We start from the raw sequence: 20,684 nt of genomic DNA, 5'->3' as shown, positions 1-20,684 counted from the left end.
GGAAAGGAGTAACCGTCCACCCCAGTTTTGTCCAGCCGAAAGGGAAAATTCACGAATCGATTCCCGAAGGAAGGTTGACTCTCTCAGCTATCCCTCTTTTCCTATCGGTATGAGCGACTTCGTGGAATTGAAAGTTGGGGACCAGGTGCACCGGATTCCGTTGATTACGGGAACGGACGGAAAGAAGGGAATCGATATTCGTGAACTACACGATAAAACGGGTCTTACTTCGTACGATCCTGGATTCTTCAATACCGCCTATGCGCAGAGTAAAATATCCCGACGAGATCCGAATACCGGGGATCTTCATTATCGCGGTTACGATGTTGCCGAATTAGTCCATTATTCCACCTTCGTGGAAACCAGTTACTTACTCATCTACGGCGAGCTTCCGGACGAAAAGCAATTAAAGGAATTTTCCACTAAGCTCTCCAAACATAGCTTAATCCATGAGGATATGATCAATCTCTTCGACGGATTTCCCGGAAAGGCCCACCCGCTCGCAATTTTATCCGTAATGGTCTCGTCTCTTTCCAGTTATTACCAGGACGAATACGAAGAATATTTGGACCGAGGAATCGATCAGGCAGCGAGACTCCTCGCGAAAATCCGTACGATCGCGGCATTTTCCTACAAGAAGATGATCGGCCAGCCTTTCGTATATCCGGTAGATAGACATCCGTATTGTACGAATTTTTTATATATGCTTTTTTCTCTCCCTTCGGTCAAGTACCAACCTTCCGAGGATCATGACCGTATTCTAAATCAATTATGGATTTTATACGCGGATCACGAGCAAAACGTTTCGAATACTACCGTGCAATTAATCGGCTCTACCCAAGCCAATATCTTTGCCTCGATTTCCTCCGCGATCAGCGCCCTATGGGGATCCAGGGAAGGCGGGCGACAAGTCGCGGCGGTCGAATTGATCGAAGATATCATCAAATCCAAACTTTCCGTTCCGGAATATTTCGAGCGATTCACCAAAGGCGAAGTGCATTTTCATTCCACCGGATTCGGGCACGATGCATACAAAGCCAAAAGCAAACGTTCCACCATCGCTCAAAAATTATTCTCCGACTTTTATAAACAGAAGAAGTTGGATCCGATTGCGGAAATCGCATTGCAAGTGGACGAGCATTTAAGTAAAGACTCCTTCTTTATACAAAAAAACTTATATCCGAATTTGGAATTCTACAGCGCCGTTCTGTTTCATAGTTTAGGAATTCCGAAAGAACTCTTTACCGCGATGCAGGCGATCGGGAAACTTCCGGGCTGGCTGGCACATTGGAGAGAGCAAAGACTTTCGGGTGATTATTCCAAGGTGCGTCCTCGCCAGATTTATACCGGTCATTCCCCCAGAAAATATAAGCAGATTTTAGAAAGATAAAAAAAAACCGGTCCTTGTTAAAAGGGCCGGCCTGAATAGGTTTCAATTCTGTAAGTTCGTGCTAGTTAGACCGATTTTTATCGGATAATGCTTTCAAGAAATTAACGATCGAACCGATTTCTTCGTTGGAAAGTTCCTTTCCTAGTTGAATAAACGCCATCTTCTTCACAGCTTCGTCCAAGGTCTTCACTTTTCCGTCATGAAAGTATGGCCCGGTTAATGCGACATTTCGTAAAGAAGGAACCTTAAACACGTAAAGGTCCGCTTGGTTTTTCGTTAAAGTAAATCTTCCTTTGTCTTCCACATTTTCATAGGGATGGACTTGTCCTAATTTTCGGAAAGAATTTCCGCCTAAAAGCGGACCGTTATGACATTGGATGCATCCGTTAGAAATAAATGCGTCTAATCCTTTTTGCTCTTCCGAACTTAAGGCTCGTGGGTTTCCGCTTTGGAACTCATCAAAACGATCTTTCGTGATCAGAGTTCTTTCGAATGCGGCAATCGCTTCGGCCAGATTGTCATACGTAATTTTCTTTTCCTGTTTCGGAAACGCTTTGGCGAATAATTCCACGTATTCCGGTATCTCCGAAAGTTTCTTTTCCACAGCCGCTTCGGAAGGCATTGCCATTTCTCCAGGATTTAGGATCGGTCCTTTAGCCTGAGCTTTTAAATCCGCGGCTCTTCCATCCCAAAATTGTGCCACATGAAATCCGGCATTCAAAGAAGTAGGAGAATTCCTATCCCCATTTTTGCCCAGTGCGCCCGGAGACGTGGGTAGATTATCGACTCCCGCTCCTTTTCCACTGACGTTATGACAAGAACTACAGGCTTGCGAATCGTTTATGGAGAGTTTCTTTTCGAAGTAGAGTTTTTCTCCGAGTTTCACCAATTCAGGCGTGTCATTTTGCGATCCGGGCATTTTTGCCGGAATCGTCCCGAAGTTTCTTTTTGCGTCTTCCATCAGTAATTTCGTCTTTTCGGACGGACCGCAGGCCAAAATTGCGAATAGAAGGAAACCAGTCATCGCGATAAGGCGTCTTTTCATCATCATTGCATCCCCTCAGATTAGAATGATTCTAATGTTTTAGACTTTTCGACGAAATTACGTTACTGCAAGCGTTTTTTCGCTAGCAGAAGACAGAAGACTGAGGACAAACGCGTTCGCTTTGCTCACGCTAGACAGAAGCTGCCCGATGTTAAAAAGGTTAGGAGGTAGAAGACAGATCTACTTGTAACACAGGAATCTTTCTTGAAAAACGTGGAATCTCCGCTCATCAATGTTCTGTCCTCAGTCTTCTGTCTTCCGTCCTCTGAAAGTCCTCTGTCTTCTGAAAAAATCCTTTCCTGTCTCGATTTTCCATAGACCAATGCGAGATTTCCTGACACCGTATTCCGTAAAATCCGATGAGTATGAAAAAATTAACTTTGAACCTCCTAACCTTATATTCTGCTCTTCTCATTGTAGGCTTCGTTTCCGCGTGCAAAAATTTAAGTAAATTCGCCTCCAAAAGCACGTATAAGCCTCCGACGGTCGAGGACTTGGACGCTTGGAAGCGGCGCTTAGCGATGGACGAAGCCGAAATCATCGAGTTAGAAAAGAAAATTCGAGAACTCGCTTCCAAGACCCGGTCGGCGGGAGCTCTGAGCTGGAAGATCGCGCAAGGATATATGAAAATCGGGGATTATGATCTTGCGGCCAAATATTATAATAAAGCTCTCAAGGAAGAATCGGAAGGAAAACGATCCGAAGTCGTCGGAGCCGATGTTCATTTCTTCGAATCCGCACTTCCGTATTTTGACAGAGCCCTATTGCAAATGCCTGTCGACCAGCAATTATTGTTCGAAACGGGTCTGGCTTATGCAAATGCATCTAAAGATCGAGGCTGGGAACCGGCGCGCAGACAGTCTGCAATCGAAATTTTTCAGGCTTTAACTCGCCAAGATCCTCGCGATTCGAGATTCCCGTTTCAACTGGCATTGATCTATTTCGATTCTTCCATGGTGGATTCCGCCTGGGAAGGAATCAGTGCCGGGTTTCACGACCAGGAAAAAGCGTTCGTAATTTTGGATTCGATTCTAAAAAAAGAACCCCGGAACATTCCTACAAGATTCGCGAAAGCCAATTTTTTGTACAGGCTCGGCCAATCCGAGGCGGCAAAGGACGAATACTTATACATTAAATCCACATTAGAAAGTCTTAAAAAAGACGGGTTCATCAAGGAAAGCCTGGAAGAGAACGATTCGTATCGAAACGTTCAGGAAGACTTAAAGAAACTTAGTGCGCAGGAAAAGTAATATTCTTTGATATTGATAAATCCTATCCGGCGTATTAAGAATGGATTTTCTGACTTTAACTTCCCCTAAAATTTATTCGTTCGTAACTCGCTCCAGGATCCTGTCCCTTTACTCGTCGCCGGAAGAGGTAACCGGGACGCTCATTAAAAAATTACCGATAAGCTTGAGGACGGATGCGGAAACGGACGCGAAACTATATCGATCCTCTTTAGAAAAACTGAATGCATTTATCGTTAGTTATTATGACATAATTTATCCCCCCTATCTTCGGGAAATCTACGATCCTCCTCCGAATTTGTTTTGTATCGGTGATCCTTCCGTTCTGGAAAGGAAGCTACTCGCGGTCGTAGGAACCCGCTCTCCTTCTCCGGTGACCCGCTTAGCGTGCGGAAATTTAACGTCCGCGATATCATCGTTAGGTTACCAAGGGATCGTCTCAGGACTCGCAATCGGCGTCGATGCTGCCGCGATGGAATGCGCTTTGGAAAATAATCTTTCCGTTCTCGGCGTGATGGGAACGGGACCGGACCGGGAATATCCGTACGAGAACAAAAATTTATATCGAAAAATGAAAACGACCGCAGGAGCTCTTGTCGTGACCGAGTATCCGCCCGGATTTCAAATCAGAAAATATGCGTTTCCGAGGAGAAACAGAATCATCACGGGTATCAGCGATTCTTTACTCGTTATGGAAGCGCCCGAAAAAAGCGGGGCGATCTCGTCCGCGTATAGTGCGGTCTCGCAGAATCGGGAAGTTTATATTTTCGACCACCCGGCTCAATTTTCCAATCAAGGCGGAAAAAAATTGTTATCGGATGGAGCGAATGAAATTCTTTTTCCACTTTTCTCCGGACAAAAAGAAAAGTTCTTTCATGCGAACGACATTTTACCTACTAATTTTCAGGACTTGCCGGCAACGCTGAGTCGCCTTGGAAAAGAGATGTTGGACGGCAATTGGATTGATTTAGGAAACGGGTTTCTAAGATCCGAAACATAGGCACCGCGGTACGGATGAAATCGAAGTCTTCATTACTCAATAGGATTCGAACGGAGCTATCGGGTAATTCTCCTGCATGGTCGCTTGGTTTATTCCGATTTGTCTTCGGAATTCTCTTGTCTTTCCTATCGGTAAGGTATCTTGCCTATGATTGGGTGGAAAAATATTTTTTACAGCCCGAATTTCACTTCAAATATTACGGATTCTCTTGGGTTCCGCTAGTACCGAGCTGGCTATTATATCCTCTCTTCTGGATATTGATTCTTGCGGGAATAGGAATCTCCCTAGGAATTCTCTATAGAATTTGTCTTATCATCTATCTGATCGGTTTTCTTTATTTCAATTTACTGGACGTATCCACTTATTTAAACCACTATTACCTAGTCGTCCTCCTGCTTTGGATTATGATCTGGGTTCCCGCGGATAGATGTCTATCTGTCTCCCATTTCTTGGAGACCTATAGAACCGGACGATGGGCAAATCCAAAGGTCCAAAATTGGTCGCTCTGGCTCTTGCGGTTTCAGATAGGTTGCGTTTATTTTTTCGGCGGACTTGCCAAGATTGTCCCGGATTGGCTTTTTCATGCCCAGCCTTTAAGAATCTGGTTGATTCGGAATACGGATTTTCCTGTGCTCGGAAAATTCTTCGCATATCCGATCGCGGGTTACGTTTTCAGTTATACCGGATTGTTATTCGACCTTTTTATTCCGTTCCTGCTTTTAAAGGTAAACTCCCGTATATGGGCGTATTGTCTCGCGATTATTTTTCACACGTTAACCTGGAAGCTTTTCCCGATCGGAATATTTCCTTGGATCATGTCGCTCTCAGCCACCCTATTCTTCTCCCCTTCCTGGCCGTTAAAGTTCAGAAACTTTCTGAAAAAAAGAGGGATCTTTCCCTACGGCGAACTCAGAAATCTCTTCCAGGTAGCTTGGCAAAAATTGCCGATTCGATTTCGCTTCGATTCGGCGGGATTCTTTCTAAAAGCGCTCCTTTTCCTGGAAAAACCGGATCTCTGGGGACGCAATCTATATTATAAATTTCCAAAGTATGATCCGAAAACGATTCATAGAATAGGAATATTGTTTTGGTCTACTTACATTCTTCTACAGATTCTTTTACCGGTAAGGCATTTTTTGTATCCGGGAAACCATCTTTGGACGGAGCAAGGATTTCGGTTCGCGTGGCATATCATGTTGATTCAGAAAAACGGAATCGCGTCTTTTCGGGTGACGAATTTAAGATCGGGAGAAGTTCACTTCGTTCTTCCCGAATCGCATCTCACCGAATTTCAAAAAACCATGATGAGCACCCAGCCGGATTTGGTTCTACAATTCGCCCATTATTTGGGGGAAAAAGAAAAACGGAGGACCGGGGACGATGTCGCAGTTTATGCCGACATAACCGTTTCTCTGAACGGAAAAAAAAGTAGAACGTTCATAGACCCTGCAAGAGATCTTATGAAAGTAAAAGAAGGATTCTCGAATAAAGATTGGATTCTTTCGGACGAGAAATAGATCCCCTCTTCCCTTTCGGAATTATGGAAAAATATTCCGAAGTCAAAATTTCTTAATTTGCCACATTTTGCTCCGCGCGCTTTTCGATGCTTCGTGAAATTTCGGCGCATCGAATCTCAATTCTAAAAAAGAAAATCGATCCCTATACTTAAGTGATGCTCGGATCGAGAATGTATGTCTCATCGAAAGAATATAAGAGAAAAATAACCTGATTTATTATACTGAACCGAATAATCCTTTTAATTTATTTTTTTGTGAAGTACTATGCATCGAAAAATCGTCCGATTAAATACTACGGAGTTAATTAGGGAGAAATTAATCCGAAAAGAGAAGTAGAATGTACCGCATAATCAAACATACGAAGCGAGCAAGCTTTCCGATCCTTTTATTTTTCCTGCTCGAAGGATGTGCCGCATGGCCCTTACTTACGGGCGCTGTCGGACTAGCAGCAGGAAAAACGGGAAGCGGACCTCTCTTTTTTTTGCCGGGGAGTGCGGCTTCTCAACCGGCCACGCTGAATAGAGTCGAAATCTCTTCCCCCTACTCCAGCCTCGCCAAAACGACCACGGCTCCTTTAAAAGCCACTGCGATTTATTCGGATAACACGAATGCGGATATAACCGGCGATGCAAATTGGTCCTCGGCGGATTCTTCCGTGATTAAAATGCTTTCGGGAGGAACGGCTCAAGGGATACAAGTCGGTTCTACCACGATAACCATCGAATACCAAGGCAAGACAGCCCAGATTCAACTTACCGTTTCTTCGGCACCGCTATCTTCTTTAACGATAACCTGCACCAATCAGAATTCGAATCTTCCCAAGGGAACCTCGCGACAATGTTCGCTTACGGGAAATTTTGCGGATGGAACGGCCCAGGATTTAACTCTCGATCCGAGCACTTCTTGGAGCGTTTCGAATTCTTCCGTCGCGACCGTCGATGCAAACGGATTAGTAAAAGGAGTTGCGGTCGGCTCGACTTCGATTCGCGCAGGATACCAAGGGCTTACGGCGAGCTTGCCGATATCGATCAGCCAAGCCTCTCTCGTCAGCATCTCGATCACACCGGTCAATTCCTCATTGCCATTAGGCAAAACCCAGCAATTTACGGCCACAGGAACCTATTCGGATAATTCCACTCAAAATATAACTTCACAAGTAACCTGGACCTCCTCCGATACTTCGATTGCTACGATCGGAAATTCATCCGGAAACCAGGGGTTTCTTTCCACCCAGGCTCAGGGCAGCGCTACGATTACGGCGGCTCTGGGCTCCGTCAGTAACCAAACTCAGATTACCGTTACGGCAGCTCTCCTGGAAAGCATTTCGATTACCCCTGCCAATCCTTCTATCGCTAAAGGTCGCACCCTCAATCTAGTTGCCACCGGGATATTTACGGATGGCAGTCGCTCCACGATCACTACGCAGGTGACCTGGTCCAGCGATAATACCGGCATCGTCTCCGTAGATAACGGCTCCGGCTTGGAAGGACGCGCAACCGCAGTGAACGTCGGAACGGCTAACGTAACTGCCGCGATTGGCGGAATTTCTTCAACCGTATCGTTTCAAGTAACCGCAGCAGTTTTGACTTCCATTCAAGTAACACCCGATGACACGTCGATTCCTCGAGGAACTTCGACAAACTTACTTGCATCGGGAATTTATTCGGACGGTACTTCGCAAAATATCAGCGATCAGGTTTCCTGGACGACCTCGAATACTTCAGTGCTACAATTAGGATCATTAAATGGCGTTCCGAAAAAAGGGGTTCTTTCTCCCAATAGCGGAAGTTTAGGCTCTGCGCGAATTACCGCAACATTAGGTAGCATCAGCGGATACGCTGACATTACGGTTACTTCCGCAAAGTTACTCTCGATTCAAGTGGATCCGACGGCTCCTAGTGTCGCCAAGGGATTAACGAAAAACTTTACGGCAACCGGAACCTACACCGATGCCACGACTCAGGATCTCACGACTCAGGTTACTTGGACTTCTTCAAATACGGGAATCGCGACGATCAGTAACGCCTCCGGCACCCAAGGAACGGCGACGGGGTTATCGATCGGAACTTCGAATATCACGGCTAGTCTTGGATCCGTAACCTCTCCTGCAAACACATTGACCGTTACGGCGGCAACTTTGCAAAGCATCACGATCAATCCGTCCCTACCGAGCATACCTAAAGGAAGAAGTCAAAATTTAACGGCAACCGGAACGTATTCGGACGGTAGCACTTCGGACCTTACGACTCAAGTGACTTGGACGAGCTCGGATTCGTCGATCGCAATAGTGGACAATACGAGCGGAAATCAAGGAAAGGCTTCGGGAGTTTCGCAGGGTAGTGTTTCGATCGGCGCCGCTTTCGGTTCCATTTCGGGCACGGTCACGCTCACCGTAACGAGCGCTGTACTAGATTCGATTCAGGTTTCCATTGTCGATACTTCGATCGCGAAAGGAACTTCTACCCAAGCGGAAGCTGTAGGAATTTACTCCGACGGGACTCATTCCAACATTAGCGACCAAGTCGTTTGGACTTCCTCTCAAACCTCGATCATTCAACTCGGTGTTCTCTTATCCGGACCTAAAAAACAACTTAACTCACCGAACAACGGTAGCCAAGGATCTTCAAGAATCACTGCCACTTTAAATTCCGTTAGCGGATATGCGGATCTTTCCGTGACCGCGCCTCGTCTGGTCTCGATTCAAGTGGATCCGACCAATCCCACGGTTGCGAACGGCTTGACCAAGAATTTCACCGCCACAGGAACCTATACGGACGGATCGGTACAGGATCTAACATCGCAAGTTACTTGGAGTTCCTCAAATACGAGCGTCGCTACGATCAGTAACGTCTCCGGCTCGCAAGGAACGGCAACCACCCTGCAAACCGGAACTTCGAATATTACCGCTCAATCGGGATCCGTCGTATCACCGATCAGCGTACTCACGGTCGGAGCTGCGACTTTAGTTAGCATTACGATCGCTCCTTCCCCGACGGTAAGTATTTCTAAAGGATTAACTCGGAATTTTACCGCAACCGGGCATTACTCGGACAACTCGACCCAGGACATAACGACTCAGGTAACTTGGTCCTCTTTTGATCAAACAAAGGCGACTATAAGTAACGCATCCGGCTCGCAAGGAACTGTAACGGCTTTATTGGAAGGGAGCACGCAAATTTCCGCGACGCTAAATTCGATCCAAAGTTCCGACACGGCAGTCACCGTAACGGCCGCAGTGCTTCAATCGATTCAAGTCACACCCGCAAACTCGAATCTTCCGAAAGGAAACACGACCGGCTTCACTGCAAACGGAGTGTACTCGGATGGAACTACCTTAGATCTGACGACGCAAGTCACTTGGAGTTCATCCAATACCGCCTCCGCAACAATTAGCAATGCCGGTGGGACACAAGGGACCGCAACTGCCGTGAACATAGGATCGACCACGATTTCCGCGCAATCGGGATCCACAACGGGATCAACCACCCTAACCGTGACCGCAGCCGTACTGGTTTCCATATCGGTTGCCCCGAACGGTTCATCCGTTTATACCGGATATACGAAAAACTTTACCGCAACCGGAACCTATTCCGATGCAAGCACACAGGATTTAACGACTCAAGCGGTTTGGGCCTCGTCCGACACTAGTAAAGCCACGATCAGCAATGCAAACGGAACCCAAGGTCAGGTCACAGGAGTAGCCGCAGGAACGGTAACGATATCGGCGACATTCGGAAGCGTCAGCGGAAATACGTCTCTTACCGTCGTATATCTGGATACTACGCCGCCGACCGTGTTAAATGCGGTATCTCTCAGCCCGACGACGGTGCGAGTCACGTATTCGGAATTGGTGAATGCGGCGCAAGCTACGACGGCTTCCAATTATAAACTGGCATTGACCTCTTCGGTCAGCGGATCTTGCTCTAACAATAGTAATTTTTCTTCGAGTTTAGCGATCAGCGTTTCGTCGGTAAGCGGAACCGGAGCCGTATATACGATTACGTTGTCCAGCTCTCAGGTTTCCGGAACAAGCTATACCTTGATCGTAAACAAATCCGGAGTTCAGGATTTATCGGCGATTCCGAATTCGCTCGCATGTCCGAATTACGGAGATTTTATCGGGCAGGAGCAGCTCAAGGTCAGCTCGGCCGCTTGCGCTTCGACCTCATCTGTCGTTCTCAATTTTTCCAAACCGGTACTTTCCGGAAACAACGCCTCGGGTTCCGCGGAATGTAGTAGCAGTACGGAATGTGCCAACCGCTATAAATTCGTCGGAACGACCGACCTAGGATCCATTTCTTCCGCGAAAATTCTAGACGGAACGGTATGCAACGGAACTCCCGCAGATTCCGCGAAAGTTTGCATTACTCACGCCTTACTCCAAACCGGATCTCAATATACGATCATAGCGGCCAATGCTCTCGACGGAGACGGATTCGATAACAGTACTTGGGGATCTGTGCGCAATGCCGGAAATTCCGAAAACGTCCAAGCCTCGCCGAGAGATAGGGCCACCTTCTCCGGATGCGGAACATCTCCGGTGAATTTTTCGGACGGTCCGATATCGGTAGATCCGAACGGATCCACGTTCGGATATCTAGCCGACTTTAATAGTAAGATTTACACCGGGCCGAATAACGGCGGAAACGGTGCACTGAGATTCGCGTATGACGGATCGGTCCCCGAATCGGTTCAATTTACGTTCGCACAAGATACGATTGTCCAAAACGCGGGTTCGGGAGACAATCCAAGGACCAGTACGAATTCCGCAACAAGTCGAGAAAATGGTATCGCTGTTCCTCCTTACGTTACCCTGGGACATTCGGGATGCACCATCAATGATGCAACTCTTACAAACGGATGCGGTCCTGATAACGAAAGCGGTCGCGGGGTATTTACGACCGGCACGTTAAGCGGATCGCCTTACATCTTCATCGCTGCGGCGAGAACCACTCCTGACGGAAGCGGAAACTATTATTTCGATTACTTATACTATTCTTCGGATACTTCCTCCAATCTCGGATTCAAATACATCGATATGTCGACGATTACGGGAACCGTGACCGCAGGAACTTCCGCAATTACGGTTCAAAACGATCGAGTCTTCCCCGGGTTTGCAAAACCGAATTATAATGGAACTTCGGGATTTAATGCACCTGATTTCGGTTTTATAAGTTTCAATTCCGCCGATTCCGGCACCGGTAATTGCACGGCAGGTTCCAATTGCGACGCCTATGATGGAAGCAAGGGCAGAAGGATCAGAATTGATTACATGCCGTATTTCGGCGGAGCTTCCAGTTCCGGAGGAAATAATGCCAGCCCGAACTGGGCCTATTATGTGGGAGTCGATTCCCTCTTCGTCTTCAATAACCGCATCTATGCCGCAAACGGCGGTCTGCATGCGGTCGGACATAACGGATCCATAATACGTTCCAATACCGCGGATCCCACTACGGCCTGTTCCTCACAGGATACATGCGCCAACTGGACCGAAATCGGACCTAGAACGAATAGCAAATGGCATAATAGCGCTACCAATAATTGGTTCTCTCTCGAACTCGCCAAATTCTACGATTTGATTCCGGCCGATCGTGCCTTCGCTCAGTTCGCCGAATTTAACGGAAATCTATATGTAACGCGGACCCTTTGCGTTCAGGGAACTCAAGCTACGGGCTTTAGAACCGGTCCTGGAACGGTCGCAGGCTGCACGGATGGAACCGACGGCAATCGAAAAGCACAGCTCTGGAAATGCGATCCTACGATCACGGGAAGTGCGACCGACTGCGATTCCGGAGATTGGAGTGTCGTTGCGGACGACGGAACAGGTTTCACAAATTTCGGAGATTCTACGAACCGCACGATCACCATGGTGGCCAAGAACGGTTCTTACTTATACGTAGGATTCGATAACTCATCGGGGATTCGAATCTATCGGACCAATACGACGAATCCGGGGAGCTCCTCCTCATCCTGGACTCAAGTGGCCGGGAACGGATTAACGGATTCTACCAACGTCCAACAGATATTCTCCGCCGTCTCCGTATCGGTAGGAGGTTTGAATTACCTGTATCTGAGCGTTGGCAAGAACAGTACACCGGTCCGTGTTTATAGGCAACAGAATCAATGAGAACCCGATCCTACAAAATGTTCGGCCTCGTCTGGCTACTGATTTTACTCGCGGGATCCTGTAGACATGCCATGGTCGTTTATCCCCCGATGACGCCGGAGGCTTGCTGGATTTCGATTACGTCGCGGGAATGCAAGAAAGCTATCGAACTCCGAAATGCCGGACAAAATCAAACGGGCGAGAAACACAGGATTATCCAGGACTATTACTTTTTCGGAATCTATCCGGGAGCGAGGGTTCTGGACACGGCAAAATTTTGTCCTAAGGGCCCGAAATCGGTTCATCAATATACGAGTTTTTGGAATGGGGTTTGGGAACAGCTAAGCTTTACCGTTTATTCGCCCCAGACAGTGGAGATAGAATGTTATCTTTAAAAAACTTTCTCTGTTTATTCACCGTAGCGGTACTTCTCTTTAATTGTCATTCCACTATCCTAGTTCACAAGGAAGCGGATTCGCCACCGGCCTCTTTGGCTAAGGACCCGCCCGAACCAGACCGGAAATTCCGCCAAGCGAGTTTTGTATTCGGAATTTACCCTTCTGGATCTCCGGCGGAAGTGTCTTGCACAAACTCGCATCCGGAAGTCCGGCTGGTGACCGGATTTATGGATTCCGTCATTCATTTTCTGATCGGACCGGTTTACACGACCAAGACCGTCGAAGTACGCTGTAAAAAATAACTGTCCTGTACAGAGGACAGACGACTGAGGACGGAAGACAGTAGCTGCTCGAAGTTGGAAAAGTTACAGAAGTAGAGGAAAAATCCACTATAACACAAGAATCTTTCTCCAGAACATGGAATCTCCGTTTATCAATGTTCTGTCCTCTGCAGAGGACAGAGGACTGAAGACAGACGCGCTCGCTTTGCTCACGCTAGACAGAAGCTGCTAGACGTTCGAAAGGTTATCGAAGTAGAGGAAAAATCCACTATAACACAAGAATCTTTCTCCAGAACATGGAATCTCCGTTTATCAATGTTCTGTCCTCAGTCCTCTGTCCTCTGTCCTCTGAATAGTACTGGCGCAACCGTTCGAATTCCATTTTACTAGAAAGGCATGCCACCCTGGGCTTTTGAATACCTGATTCTCCCGCTTTGCATTTATTTTGCCCGCGTCACTGATGTAAGCATCGGAACGGTACGAATCATATTGATTTCCCGGGAAAAGAAGGTTTTAGCTGCCATCCTCGGTTTTGTGGAAGTTCTCCTCTGGCTCATCGTAATAACTCAAATCATACGGAATCTCAGCAACGCGCTCTGCTATATTGCGTATGCGGGAGGATTTGCCACGGGGACGTATTTAGGAATGGTAGTGGAGGAAAAACTGGCGATCGGGCATTCCCTGCTCAGGATTATCGTTACCGGGAAAGGGGAAAAAATCGTGGAAAAACTCACCGAATCCGGCTTTAGAACCACCCGACTGGACGCGCAGGGATCCAAGGGACCCGTAACGGTCATTCTCTCTTTCTTACGGAGAAAAGAGGTGCCTTCCGTTTTAGAGATCTTGCGACAAACCTCCCCCGGCGCCTTTTATACGATCGAGAATGCACGTAAGACCAGCGATCCGGGGATTTGGAAGGAAGAGCCAGGGGGCGAATTTTTAGCCGGCCTCCTTTGGCGAAGGCAATCCAGAATCAGAAAGTAAATGCCCGGGAAGGAACTTAGCCCGGGCAAGGCACTAGGCCGGTTATGCCGGGACTTTTACCAGGAACTTTTTAATTTCTTTGTGCATGAATGCCGGAAAGTTCAGATGATACTCCGGTAGCAATAATTTCCAGTCGTCCTTACGAATGAATTTTCTGCAAGCTGCGGCTCCACAGCGACATTCGAAGGTTTGGTCAAAGTTCACGACGAAATTAGCGTAGTCGATGGTAAGCTCTTCTCCCGGTCTAATGTCCCGCTTAGCGATGATATTGTCGTTCTGATCATACCACATATTCGGGTCACAAGAATGGTTCATGAAGTTGGAATGGTTAATGACGAACTGGGGTCCGGTGGGACCGGTTACGAGGCCGAAGTCGACATCATATCCGTATTTCATGAAGATTTCCTTCTCGGATTCGGGTAATTCTTCCGCTTCGGAAACGGTCAGTACTTTCCAGCCGAACTCTTCATCCTCGATCCATTCGCTATAGCTGAAAAGGAGAGTCCCTGAAGCTATAGGTGACGAGGCGAAAATTCCGTTCTCCCCGAATTTGTTCGTGCGTCTTTCGATCATGCAAGATCAACCTGCTCTTCCCCCGGAAGGGGGCAAAATTTTAATCAGTCAAGACCGGGATCGAAAAAAGTTCAATTAAAAATATGAAATCCCCCCACCTAGAACCGGAAAAAGAGATTTCTTCTTTTTTCAGAAGGGCCGCGGAGCGGAAAAGGCGGTCGGAAAAAAATAAAGAGCCCTGAAGGAACGAAAAAACTCCGGATGATCGGACCGAATCCACAGGAAGTCCGACCGCAAAACCGAAAATAAAATTGCGAGAGGAAGGAACCACGAGACGAGGTCTCTCGTAGCGCTGCGACTACGAAAATAATCAGCGTGAACTAAGTCCGAATCCGTCCGTCAAGCTCGCCCTTGCCGACTTTCATCAAGGGCTCCTTCCTTTTTGCCCGCGAAAGCCCTCACTCCAAGCGTAACGAGGAAAGAACCTCGCTGGTCCACTCGATGGGCGAAGAAAAATTCTCTTCCTTTTTCAGAAGACGAAGTTTTCCGAATCCGACTTCGGCGACGAGGGAAGAGATCTCGAACAAGAACGTACGTCCGCTCGCTTCCGATAGATGGGAAGGATCTCTTCCGACCTCGATAAAACAAGTGAGCGGAAAGGAATTGTCCCAATCTTTTTCCAAACCTTCCAATTGATCGGAAAAATCTTTCCCTTCGGCATCGGACTTTAACCTTGTGGCATTCAAAAGTACCGGCAAGACTCTCGGAACGGTCTGGCCCAATTTTCCCTTCTTCACTTCCTTACAAAATGCTTCGGCCTGCACCAACGACTCGGCAAATCCCAATAAGATCGGAACGGATGGTCGCGAGAAGTCGGAGAGAAGCTTTCCCAGTTTTAACCCGTCTTCCAGACTCAGACTTCCTTTGGGCAGAATTAAGACCGGTTGCACATTTCTTTCCACGAGGCGGGTAAGCCACCGCAACAGGAACAAGGGTCGTCTCTTATCGAACGAGAATAAGGTAAGTAACATGGTTCGAACCTCTTCTAACAATACCTACTTTTTTGTATAGTGATATCACGTTTTCCCGTACAAAAATCGGACCCGCTCTTCCCCGCTTTTTATTTGAACGAATGCTCATTAAAACAAAACCCCCCGCCCGGGTCCTTTGCAAATTTTCCTTTAAACGACGATTCTCTCATGGTTTAGCGCTGTCGGGAAATAGCGCCAAGCGTCGTTGAATATTATAATTTATTAATTTACCCTTCAGACAATCCGTCGATTACGACACGGAATCCGTCCTAGGCTATAAAAGCATGATGTTTGCTATGTCTCTTCCTCACTCGTTTAAGCGAGCCAAGGCCTTAAAATTGAAAAATGCTTGAAGCTTATTCTCACTCTCTTAGATTTCGAACGTAACTTTTCCATACTGCAATCGGGAGGTGAGAAGTTCTATGAGCGCGAAACGGCTTGTAACGAAACCTGACCATCAAAAAATCCTTTCTACTTTAGAGAGTCAGGAACTCCCTCACCCAGTCCCACCTTACTTCATTCAAAGTTTAAAAAAAGAACTCTCCAAGGCCAAAAAGCTGGATCCTAAGGAAATCCCCCAGGATTTGATTACGATGAATTCGAAATTCGTTCTTCGGGATTTAGGAAATGCCGAAGCCTTTCAATTCACGCTGGTCTATCCCGAAGATTCGGAGGATCATACACCCGTCAACGGAAAAATCTCGGTGCTGTCCCCGTACGGAAGTGCGGTTTTGGGAGCGAGAGTAGGGGAAGTCGTTCGCTGGTTGATCAACGGAAATGAAAAATATCTGCGGGTACAGGAATTACTTTTTCAACCAGAGGACTGAAGACTGACGCGTTCGCTTTTTCAGAAGACAGAGGTCAGAAGACAGATGCATTCGCTTCGCTCATGCTAGACAGAAGCTGCGCTAGACGTTGGAAAAGTAATAGAGGCAGAGGAAAGATCTACTATAACACAAGAATCCTTCTCTAGAACGTAGGAGCTCCAACATAATTCATTTTTAAAAAAATTGTTTTCAGGGTAATAGGAATAATTCTCTGTCCTCTGTCCTCTGTCCTCTGTCCTCTGTCCTCTGTCCTCTGTCCTCTGTCCTCTGTCCTCTGTCCTCTGTCCTCTGAATACGCCTTGACTCAATTCTTGCTAAGCGCTAATTCCTTTCTCACCGGCTTGATCTTCCGATATTCCGATTTCTTTGTCTTAGTAAGTTCTTCTAAATCAAAAGCTCTCTGGTAATTCAGCCAAAAATCAGGACTCATGTTGAAGTATCTAGCAAGACGAATCGCTGTATCCGGGCTAATCGACTTCTTTCCATGAATGATCTGTGAGATTAAGCTTTCTGATACTCCAAGTTCCTTAGAAAGTCTGTACGCAGAAATGGACAACGGTTCCAAAAAGTCGTATTTTAATACATCGCCTGGATGAGGATTTTTTACCGTCTTTATCTTCTTCATTTCTTTACCTCAAGAGTGATAATCCACAATCTCTAAATTGCATGGACCATTCTTCTCCCATACGAAACAAATTCTAAATTGGTCATTTATCCGTATGGAATACTGTCCTTTTCTGTCTCCCTTTAAAGCCTCTAAGCGATTCCCGGGAGGACTGCGTAAATCGTTCAAATTACTAGCCGAATCTAAAGATCTTAACTTTCTTCGAGCAACATCTTCAAAAGCTTTGAATTCTTTCTCCGCATAGCCGTAAAAAAGGTTCTCGACTCTTTTATCCTTAAACGATTGGATCATCGCACTTATGCTTAGACTACATATACTTTACATATTGTAAAGTATATTAATCGGACCCATAATCCAAAATCGTAGATTTACCTAGCAGAGGACAGAAGACTGACGACAGACGCGTTCGCTTTGCTCACGCTAGACAGAAGCTGCTCGAGGTTGGAAAAGTTACAGAAATAGAGGAACGATCCGCTGTAACGCAGGAATCTTTCTCCAGAACATGGAATCTCCGCTCACCAATGTTCTGTCCTCTGCAGAAGACAGAGGACAGAAGACTGACGCGTTCGCTTTGCTCACGCTAGACAGAAGCTGCTAGACGTTGGAAAAGTAATAGAGGTAGAGGAAAGATCTACTATAACACAAGAATCTTCCTCTATAACATGGAATCTCCGCTCACCAATGTTCTGTCCTCAGTCTTCTGTCTTCTGTCCTCTGTATACGCCTAATTCCTTCTCGAGAAGCGTTCGGTATTCTATTTCTTTCAGATTTCCCGTGCTGAGATCGTACACCCAACCGTGAATTCGAGGGAAACCGTACTTTTTCAAAGCCGATTGGACAAGACTTGTCTTATATAAATTGATCACTTGTTCCGCGACATTCAATTCGATTAGTTTTCGTTCCCGCTCCTTTTCTCCTAAGGCGTCCAATTCATGGCGATGTTTTAAATAAATGTCCTTGATATGAGTGATCCAATTATCGATAAGCCCGGTGGATCGGCCCATTAGTGCGGCCTTTACTCCCCCGCATTCGTAATGCCCGCATACGATGATATGTTTTATATTTAAGACTTCGATCGCATACTGCACCACGCTGAATAAGCTGATATCGTCCACGGAAACTATATTAGCGATGTTGCGAGTAGTAAAAATCATTCCGGGATCGGTTTTGGTAATAACGTCGATCGGAACCCTCGAATCGCTGCATCCGATAAAAAGGATTTGCGGGGTTTGCCCCTCGGCTAGCTTAGAAAAGAACGCAGGATCCTGATCCATCCTTTCCTTGACCCATTCTTGATTATTATCAAGAAGCCTACGATAAGAACGATCCATTTCTTCCTTAAGTTCCCGTATATCATTGTTCATATTCGGAATGCCTCCTAGAATCACCGAAATATTCCGACTCGCGGCCTTGTTCCGAAATTCGTGAATGAGTTCCGAAACGTCTTGGTCTATATGTAAGGTGCGACTTCCGTCGATTTCCAGCGTAATCCCTGCCGGTTGCTGCTCCAATATTTCCAGAATTCTCGCCTTATGGAAAAATCCTAAATTTTCTCCCAATACGATTCTTCTGAATTTTCCGTGATCCTCGATTCTAATCACGGCGGTTCGGTGATCTTCGTACAGAACGAAGACCAACGAAAGTACGATCCCGCAAAACGTTCCGATAAGTAGATCGCTGAATAAAGTGGCGATTACGGTCCCTAAGAAAGGTAACCATTGAGAAATTCCACGCGAGAGCATCGTTCGAAAAATTTTCGGTCTCGCTAATTTGATTCCCGTCACCACTAAAATAGCCGCAAGAGAAGCCAAAGGAATCCGATTCATCAAAGTCGGAACTAGCAACACGCTAAGCGCGATTAGTACTCCTTGTAAAATGACCGATACTTTGGACTTAGCTCCCGAAGTGATATTTACCGAACCTCGAACGATCACGCTAGCAAGCGGAATCCCGCCTATCAATCCGCAGACGAAGTTTCCGACACCCTGTGCGAGTAATTCCCTGGACATCGGTGTCTTTCGGCCTTCTGTATCCAAGCGATCTAAGATTTCGATAGAAAGCAAGGATTCGACGGAGGCAGCTAAGGCGATCGTCAACCCCAAACTCCAAACACTCGGATTCCTCCACGCGGAAAAATTCGGATACGTGAACTGATCCAATACGTCGGAAGGATTTTTTAAGATAGGAATCTGGACCAAATGATCTTTTCCTAACGCGAATACCGGGTTAAATCCTTCTAAACACAAGTTCAAGAAAACACCGGTTCCGATAGCGATCAAGGAAGCGGGTAGAAATCGAAACTTTTCGGCGATTTTTTTCTCCCAGATAACGTAGGCGACCAAGGAAAGGAAACCGATAACGAATACGTTGCTTCGAAAATTTAAGAAAGAATGCAGTAATACCGTAAACGTATTTTTTTCGCTCGGCTCATGACTATCCTGGTACGTCTCATTAATATCCTGCCTCGTAAGATCGAATTCTTCCACTCCGAATTCTTCGATATCGTAACCCATCAAGTGCGGCAATTGCTTAATGATAAGAATAACTCCGATTGCCACAAGCATTCCCGTAACGACTGCGGAGGGAAAGTAAGCGGCTAGTTTTCCGGACCGGAATATTCCTAAAATAATTTGGATTGCGCCGGCGATAAGAAGAGACAATAAAAACGTTTCAAAATTTCCTAAATCACTGAGTCCTGATAAAACGATTCCTGTCAAACTTGCCGTGGGTCCGGAAACGCTAAACGAAGAGCCGCTTAGACTACCTACAATGATTCCGCCGATAAGGCCGCTGATGATTCCGGAAAAAAGAGGAGCACCCGATGCATGCGCGATCCCCAGACAAAGCGGAATTGCAACTAGAAATACCGCCAGCCCGGCAGGGGCATCAAAGAGAATATTCTTCCGAAAAATGTCTATCCTGGATCGCATTGTTTTCTAGTTCTGCAAAAAAATCGGAATTATAATTCCATAAACGCGTTCAACTGTAACGAATCGCGACGCGCTACGAATTCTAAAATGAATGCTAATGAATCGAACGCTTCCTAAAAAGCCAGGATTTTTTTAGACATTCGAACACCGAGGTGACTCTCTATGAAATTTCAAATCTTTCGAACGATATTACATTTATATTTGTACATCATGCTGCCGTTAGTCCTTATACCTCGAGAATTCCATGCAAAGGAAAACGCCAGACTAGAGACTGCGATTTTTGCCGGAGGTTGCTTTTGGTGCATGGAAGGCCCGTTCGAAAAACTTCCCGGCGTAATTTCGGTCGTCTCGGGATATTCCGGCGGGAAAGAGAAAAATCCTAGCTATGAAGACGTGGGATACGGTAGAACGGGTCACCGAGAATCGGTACTAGTCACCTATGATCCTAAAAAAATAAAATACGAGACCCTACTGGATACGTTTTGGAAACAAATCGACCCGACCGACAACGGCGGCCAGTTTGCCGACAGAGGAAACCAATATCGAACGGCAATATTCTATAAAAATGATATTCAAAGAAAATTGGCAGCCGCATCGAAGCAGGCCTTGATTTCTTCCGGAAAATTTTCCAAACCGATCGCGGTCGAATTACTACCTGCCGGAGAATTTTACCCTGCCGAAGAATATCATCAGGATTATTATAAGAAAAATCCGGAGCATTACAAGGCCTACCGAAAGGGATCGGGCCGAGAGGAATACCTTAAGAAAACCTGGGGTCAAAACTGAACCT

At 46.4% G+C, this 20,684-nt stretch carries 16 protein-coding genes; 10 read left to right on the top strand and 6 right to left on the bottom strand.

The genetic code is table 11. The annotated features are described in order from the left end of the window. The first annotated feature begins 109 nt into the window (after positions 1-109). The gene (locus tag LEP1GSC047_RS03510; RefSeq protein WP_020988216.1) at positions 110-1,390 is read left to right on the top strand and encodes a citrate/2-methylcitrate synthase; all 1,281 of its coding nucleotides are present in this window, start codon (positions 110-112) and stop codon (positions 1,388-1,390) included. Positions 1,391-1,451: 61 nt separating this feature from the next. Here LEP1GSC047_RS03510 and LEP1GSC047_RS03505 read toward each other — a convergent pair whose 3' ends face one another. Then, complete coding sequence (locus LEP1GSC047_RS03505; RefSeq protein WP_010413767.1) at positions 1,452-2,438, bottom strand: cytochrome-c peroxidase; 987 nt, start codon at positions 2,436-2,438, stop codon at positions 1,452-1,454. Between the two features lie 362 nt (positions 2,439-2,800). On the opposite strand from LEP1GSC047_RS03505, the gene LEP1GSC047_RS03500 reads away from it, so the two are divergent. From LEP1GSC047_RS03500 to LEP1GSC047_RS03470, 7 genes are all read left to right on the top strand, one after another. Beyond that, positions 2,801-3,685: a tetratricopeptide repeat protein gene (locus tag LEP1GSC047_RS03500; protein WP_010413765.1), complete on the top strand. Its 885-nt coding sequence runs from the start codon at positions 2,801-2,803 to the stop codon at positions 3,683-3,685. 40 nt (positions 3,686-3,725) lie between these two features. Continuing rightward, positions 3,726-4,682 carry a DNA-processing protein DprA gene (locus tag LEP1GSC047_RS03495; protein ID WP_010413762.1) on the top strand — a complete coding sequence of 319 codons (957 nt, stop codon included), beginning with the start codon at positions 3,726-3,728 and terminating at the stop codon, positions 4,680-4,682. Positions 4,683-4,696: 14 nt separating this feature from the next. Next, on the top strand, positions 4,697-6,199 hold the full coding sequence (locus tag LEP1GSC047_RS03490; RefSeq protein WP_010413760.1) for an HTTM domain-containing protein: 1,503 nt from the start codon (positions 4,697-4,699) through the stop codon (positions 6,197-6,199). A 337-nt stretch (positions 6,200-6,536) separates the two neighbouring features. Further along, on the top strand, positions 6,537-12,326 hold the full coding sequence (locus LEP1GSC047_RS03485; protein ID WP_010413758.1) for a beta strand repeat-containing protein: 5,790 nt from the start codon (positions 6,537-6,539) through the stop codon (positions 12,324-12,326). Further along, on the top strand, positions 12,323-12,700 hold the full coding sequence (locus tag LEP1GSC047_RS03480) for a Bor/Iss family lipoprotein (RefSeq protein ID WP_010413756.1): 378 nt from the start codon (positions 12,323-12,325) through the stop codon (positions 12,698-12,700). The genes LEP1GSC047_RS03485 and LEP1GSC047_RS03480 overlap by 4 nt, the downstream gene beginning before the upstream one ends. Continuing rightward, positions 12,688-13,005 carry an LIC_10461 domain-containing protein gene (locus LEP1GSC047_RS03475; RefSeq protein WP_010413754.1) on the top strand — a complete coding sequence of 106 codons (318 nt, stop codon included), beginning with the start codon at positions 12,688-12,690 and terminating at the stop codon, positions 13,003-13,005. Before LEP1GSC047_RS03480 ends, LEP1GSC047_RS03475 begins: the two co-directional genes overlap by 13 nt. A 375-nt stretch (positions 13,006-13,380) precedes the next feature. Further along, positions 13,381-13,968, top strand: coding sequence for a DUF2179 domain-containing protein (locus LEP1GSC047_RS03470; RefSeq protein WP_010413752.1), 588 nt, complete (start codon positions 13,381-13,383; stop codon positions 13,966-13,968). Between the two features lie 42 nt (positions 13,969-14,010). Here LEP1GSC047_RS03470 and LEP1GSC047_RS03465 read toward each other — a convergent pair whose 3' ends face one another. Continuing rightward, positions 14,011-14,541 carry an SET domain-containing protein gene (locus tag LEP1GSC047_RS03465; RefSeq protein WP_010413750.1) on the bottom strand — a complete coding sequence of 177 codons (531 nt, stop codon included), beginning with the start codon at positions 14,539-14,541 and terminating at the stop codon, positions 14,011-14,013. A 398-nt stretch (positions 14,542-14,939) separates the two neighbouring features. Next, positions 14,940-15,512: a hypothetical protein gene (locus tag LEP1GSC047_RS03455; protein WP_010413745.1), complete on the bottom strand. Its 573-nt coding sequence runs from the start codon at positions 15,510-15,512 to the stop codon at positions 14,940-14,942. Positions 15,513-15,934: 422 nt separating this feature from the next. On the opposite strand from LEP1GSC047_RS03455, the gene LEP1GSC047_RS03450 reads away from it, so the two are divergent. Beyond that, on the top strand, positions 15,935-16,339 hold the full coding sequence (locus tag LEP1GSC047_RS03450) for a GreA/GreB family elongation factor (protein ID WP_010413743.1): 405 nt from the start codon (positions 15,935-15,937) through the stop codon (positions 16,337-16,339). A 304-nt stretch (positions 16,340-16,643) separates the two neighbouring features. Here the strand turns inward: LEP1GSC047_RS03450 and LEP1GSC047_RS03445 are convergent, their stop codons facing one another. The 3 genes from LEP1GSC047_RS03445 to LEP1GSC047_RS03435 all read right to left on the bottom strand — a co-directional run bounded on the left by LEP1GSC047_RS03445 (position 16,644) and on the right by LEP1GSC047_RS03435 (position 19,894). Beyond that, positions 16,644-16,964 (bottom strand): HigA family addiction module antitoxin, encoded by a 321-nt coding sequence (locus LEP1GSC047_RS03445; protein WP_010413741.1) that lies wholly within the window; start codon positions 16,962-16,964, stop codon positions 16,644-16,646. A gap of 9 nt (positions 16,965-16,973) precedes the next feature. Then, the gene (locus tag LEP1GSC047_RS03440; RefSeq protein ID WP_010413739.1) at positions 16,974-17,255 is read right to left on the bottom strand and encodes a type II toxin-antitoxin system RelE/ParE family toxin; all 282 of its coding nucleotides are present in this window, start codon (positions 17,253-17,255) and stop codon (positions 16,974-16,976) included. Between the two features lie 401 nt (positions 17,256-17,656). Next, a complete protein-coding gene (locus LEP1GSC047_RS03435) occupies positions 17,657-19,894 on the bottom strand; it encodes a carbonic anhydrase (protein ID WP_010413737.1) in 2,238 nt (745 codons plus the stop codon). Positions 19,895-20,104: 210 nt separating this feature from the next. Here LEP1GSC047_RS03435 and msrA point away from each other — a divergent pair, with 210 nt between their 5' ends. Further along, on the top strand, positions 20,105-20,680 hold the full coding sequence (gene msrA / locus LEP1GSC047_RS03430) for a peptide-methionine (S)-S-oxide reductase MsrA (RefSeq protein ID WP_373364543.1): 576 nt from the start codon (positions 20,105-20,107) through the stop codon (positions 20,678-20,680). Positions 20,681-20,684 lie beyond the last annotated feature (4 nt).

The organism is Leptospira inadai serovar Lyme str. 10 (genome assembly GCF_000243675.2).
GTDB lineage: Bacteria > Spirochaetota > Leptospiria > Leptospirales > Leptospiraceae > Leptospira_B > Leptospira_B inadai.
The sequence above is the reverse complement of the archived record's forward strand: the minus strand, read 5'-3'. Positions and strand labels throughout refer to the sequence as shown.

Coding starts and splice junctions, on each gene's coding strand:
- LEP1GSC047_RS03475 (WP_010413754.1), top strand. CDS start 12,688: ATGTTATCTTTAAAAAACTTTCTCTGTTTATTCACCGTAGCGGTACTT.
- LEP1GSC047_RS03485 (WP_010413758.1), top strand. CDS start 6,537: ATGTACCGCATAATCAAACATACGAAGCGAGCAAGCTTTCCGATCCTT.
- LEP1GSC047_RS03470 (WP_010413752.1), top strand. CDS start 13,381: ATGCCACCCTGGGCTTTTGAATACCTGATTCTCCCGCTTTGCATTTAT.
- msrA (WP_373364543.1), top strand. CDS start 20,105: ATGCTGCCGTTAGTCCTTATACCTCGAGAATTCCATGCAAAGGAAAAC.
- LEP1GSC047_RS03490 (WP_010413760.1), top strand. CDS start 4,697: ATGAAATCGAAGTCTTCATTACTCAATAGGATTCGAACGGAGCTATCG.
- LEP1GSC047_RS03445 (WP_010413741.1), bottom strand. CDS start 16,964: ATGAAGAAGATAAAGACGGTAAAAAATCCTCATCCAGGCGATGTATTA.
- LEP1GSC047_RS03440 (WP_010413739.1), bottom strand. CDS start 17,255: ATGATCCAATCGTTTAAGGATAAAAGAGTCGAGAACCTTTTTTACGGC.
- LEP1GSC047_RS03505 (WP_010413767.1), bottom strand. CDS start 2,438: ATGATGAAAAGACGCCTTATCGCGATGACTGGTTTCCTTCTATTCGCA.
- LEP1GSC047_RS03510 (WP_020988216.1), top strand. CDS start 110: ATGAGCGACTTCGTGGAATTGAAAGTTGGGGACCAGGTGCACCGGATT.
- LEP1GSC047_RS03435 (WP_010413737.1), bottom strand. CDS start 19,894: ATGCGATCCAGGATAGACATTTTTCGGAAGAATATTCTCTTTGATGCC.
- LEP1GSC047_RS03500 (WP_010413765.1), top strand. CDS start 2,801: ATGAAAAAATTAACTTTGAACCTCCTAACCTTATATTCTGCTCTTCTC.
- LEP1GSC047_RS03495 (WP_010413762.1), top strand. CDS start 3,726: ATGGATTTTCTGACTTTAACTTCCCCTAAAATTTATTCGTTCGTAACT.
- LEP1GSC047_RS03455 (WP_010413745.1), bottom strand. CDS start 15,512: ATGTTACTTACCTTATTCTCGTTCGATAAGAGACGACCCTTGTTCCTG.
- LEP1GSC047_RS03450 (WP_010413743.1), top strand. CDS start 15,935: ATGAGCGCGAAACGGCTTGTAACGAAACCTGACCATCAAAAAATCCTT.
- LEP1GSC047_RS03480 (WP_010413756.1), top strand. CDS start 12,323: ATGAGAACCCGATCCTACAAAATGTTCGGCCTCGTCTGGCTACTGATT.
- LEP1GSC047_RS03465 (WP_010413750.1), bottom strand. CDS start 14,541: ATGATCGAAAGACGCACGAACAAATTCGGGGAGAACGGAATTTTCGCC.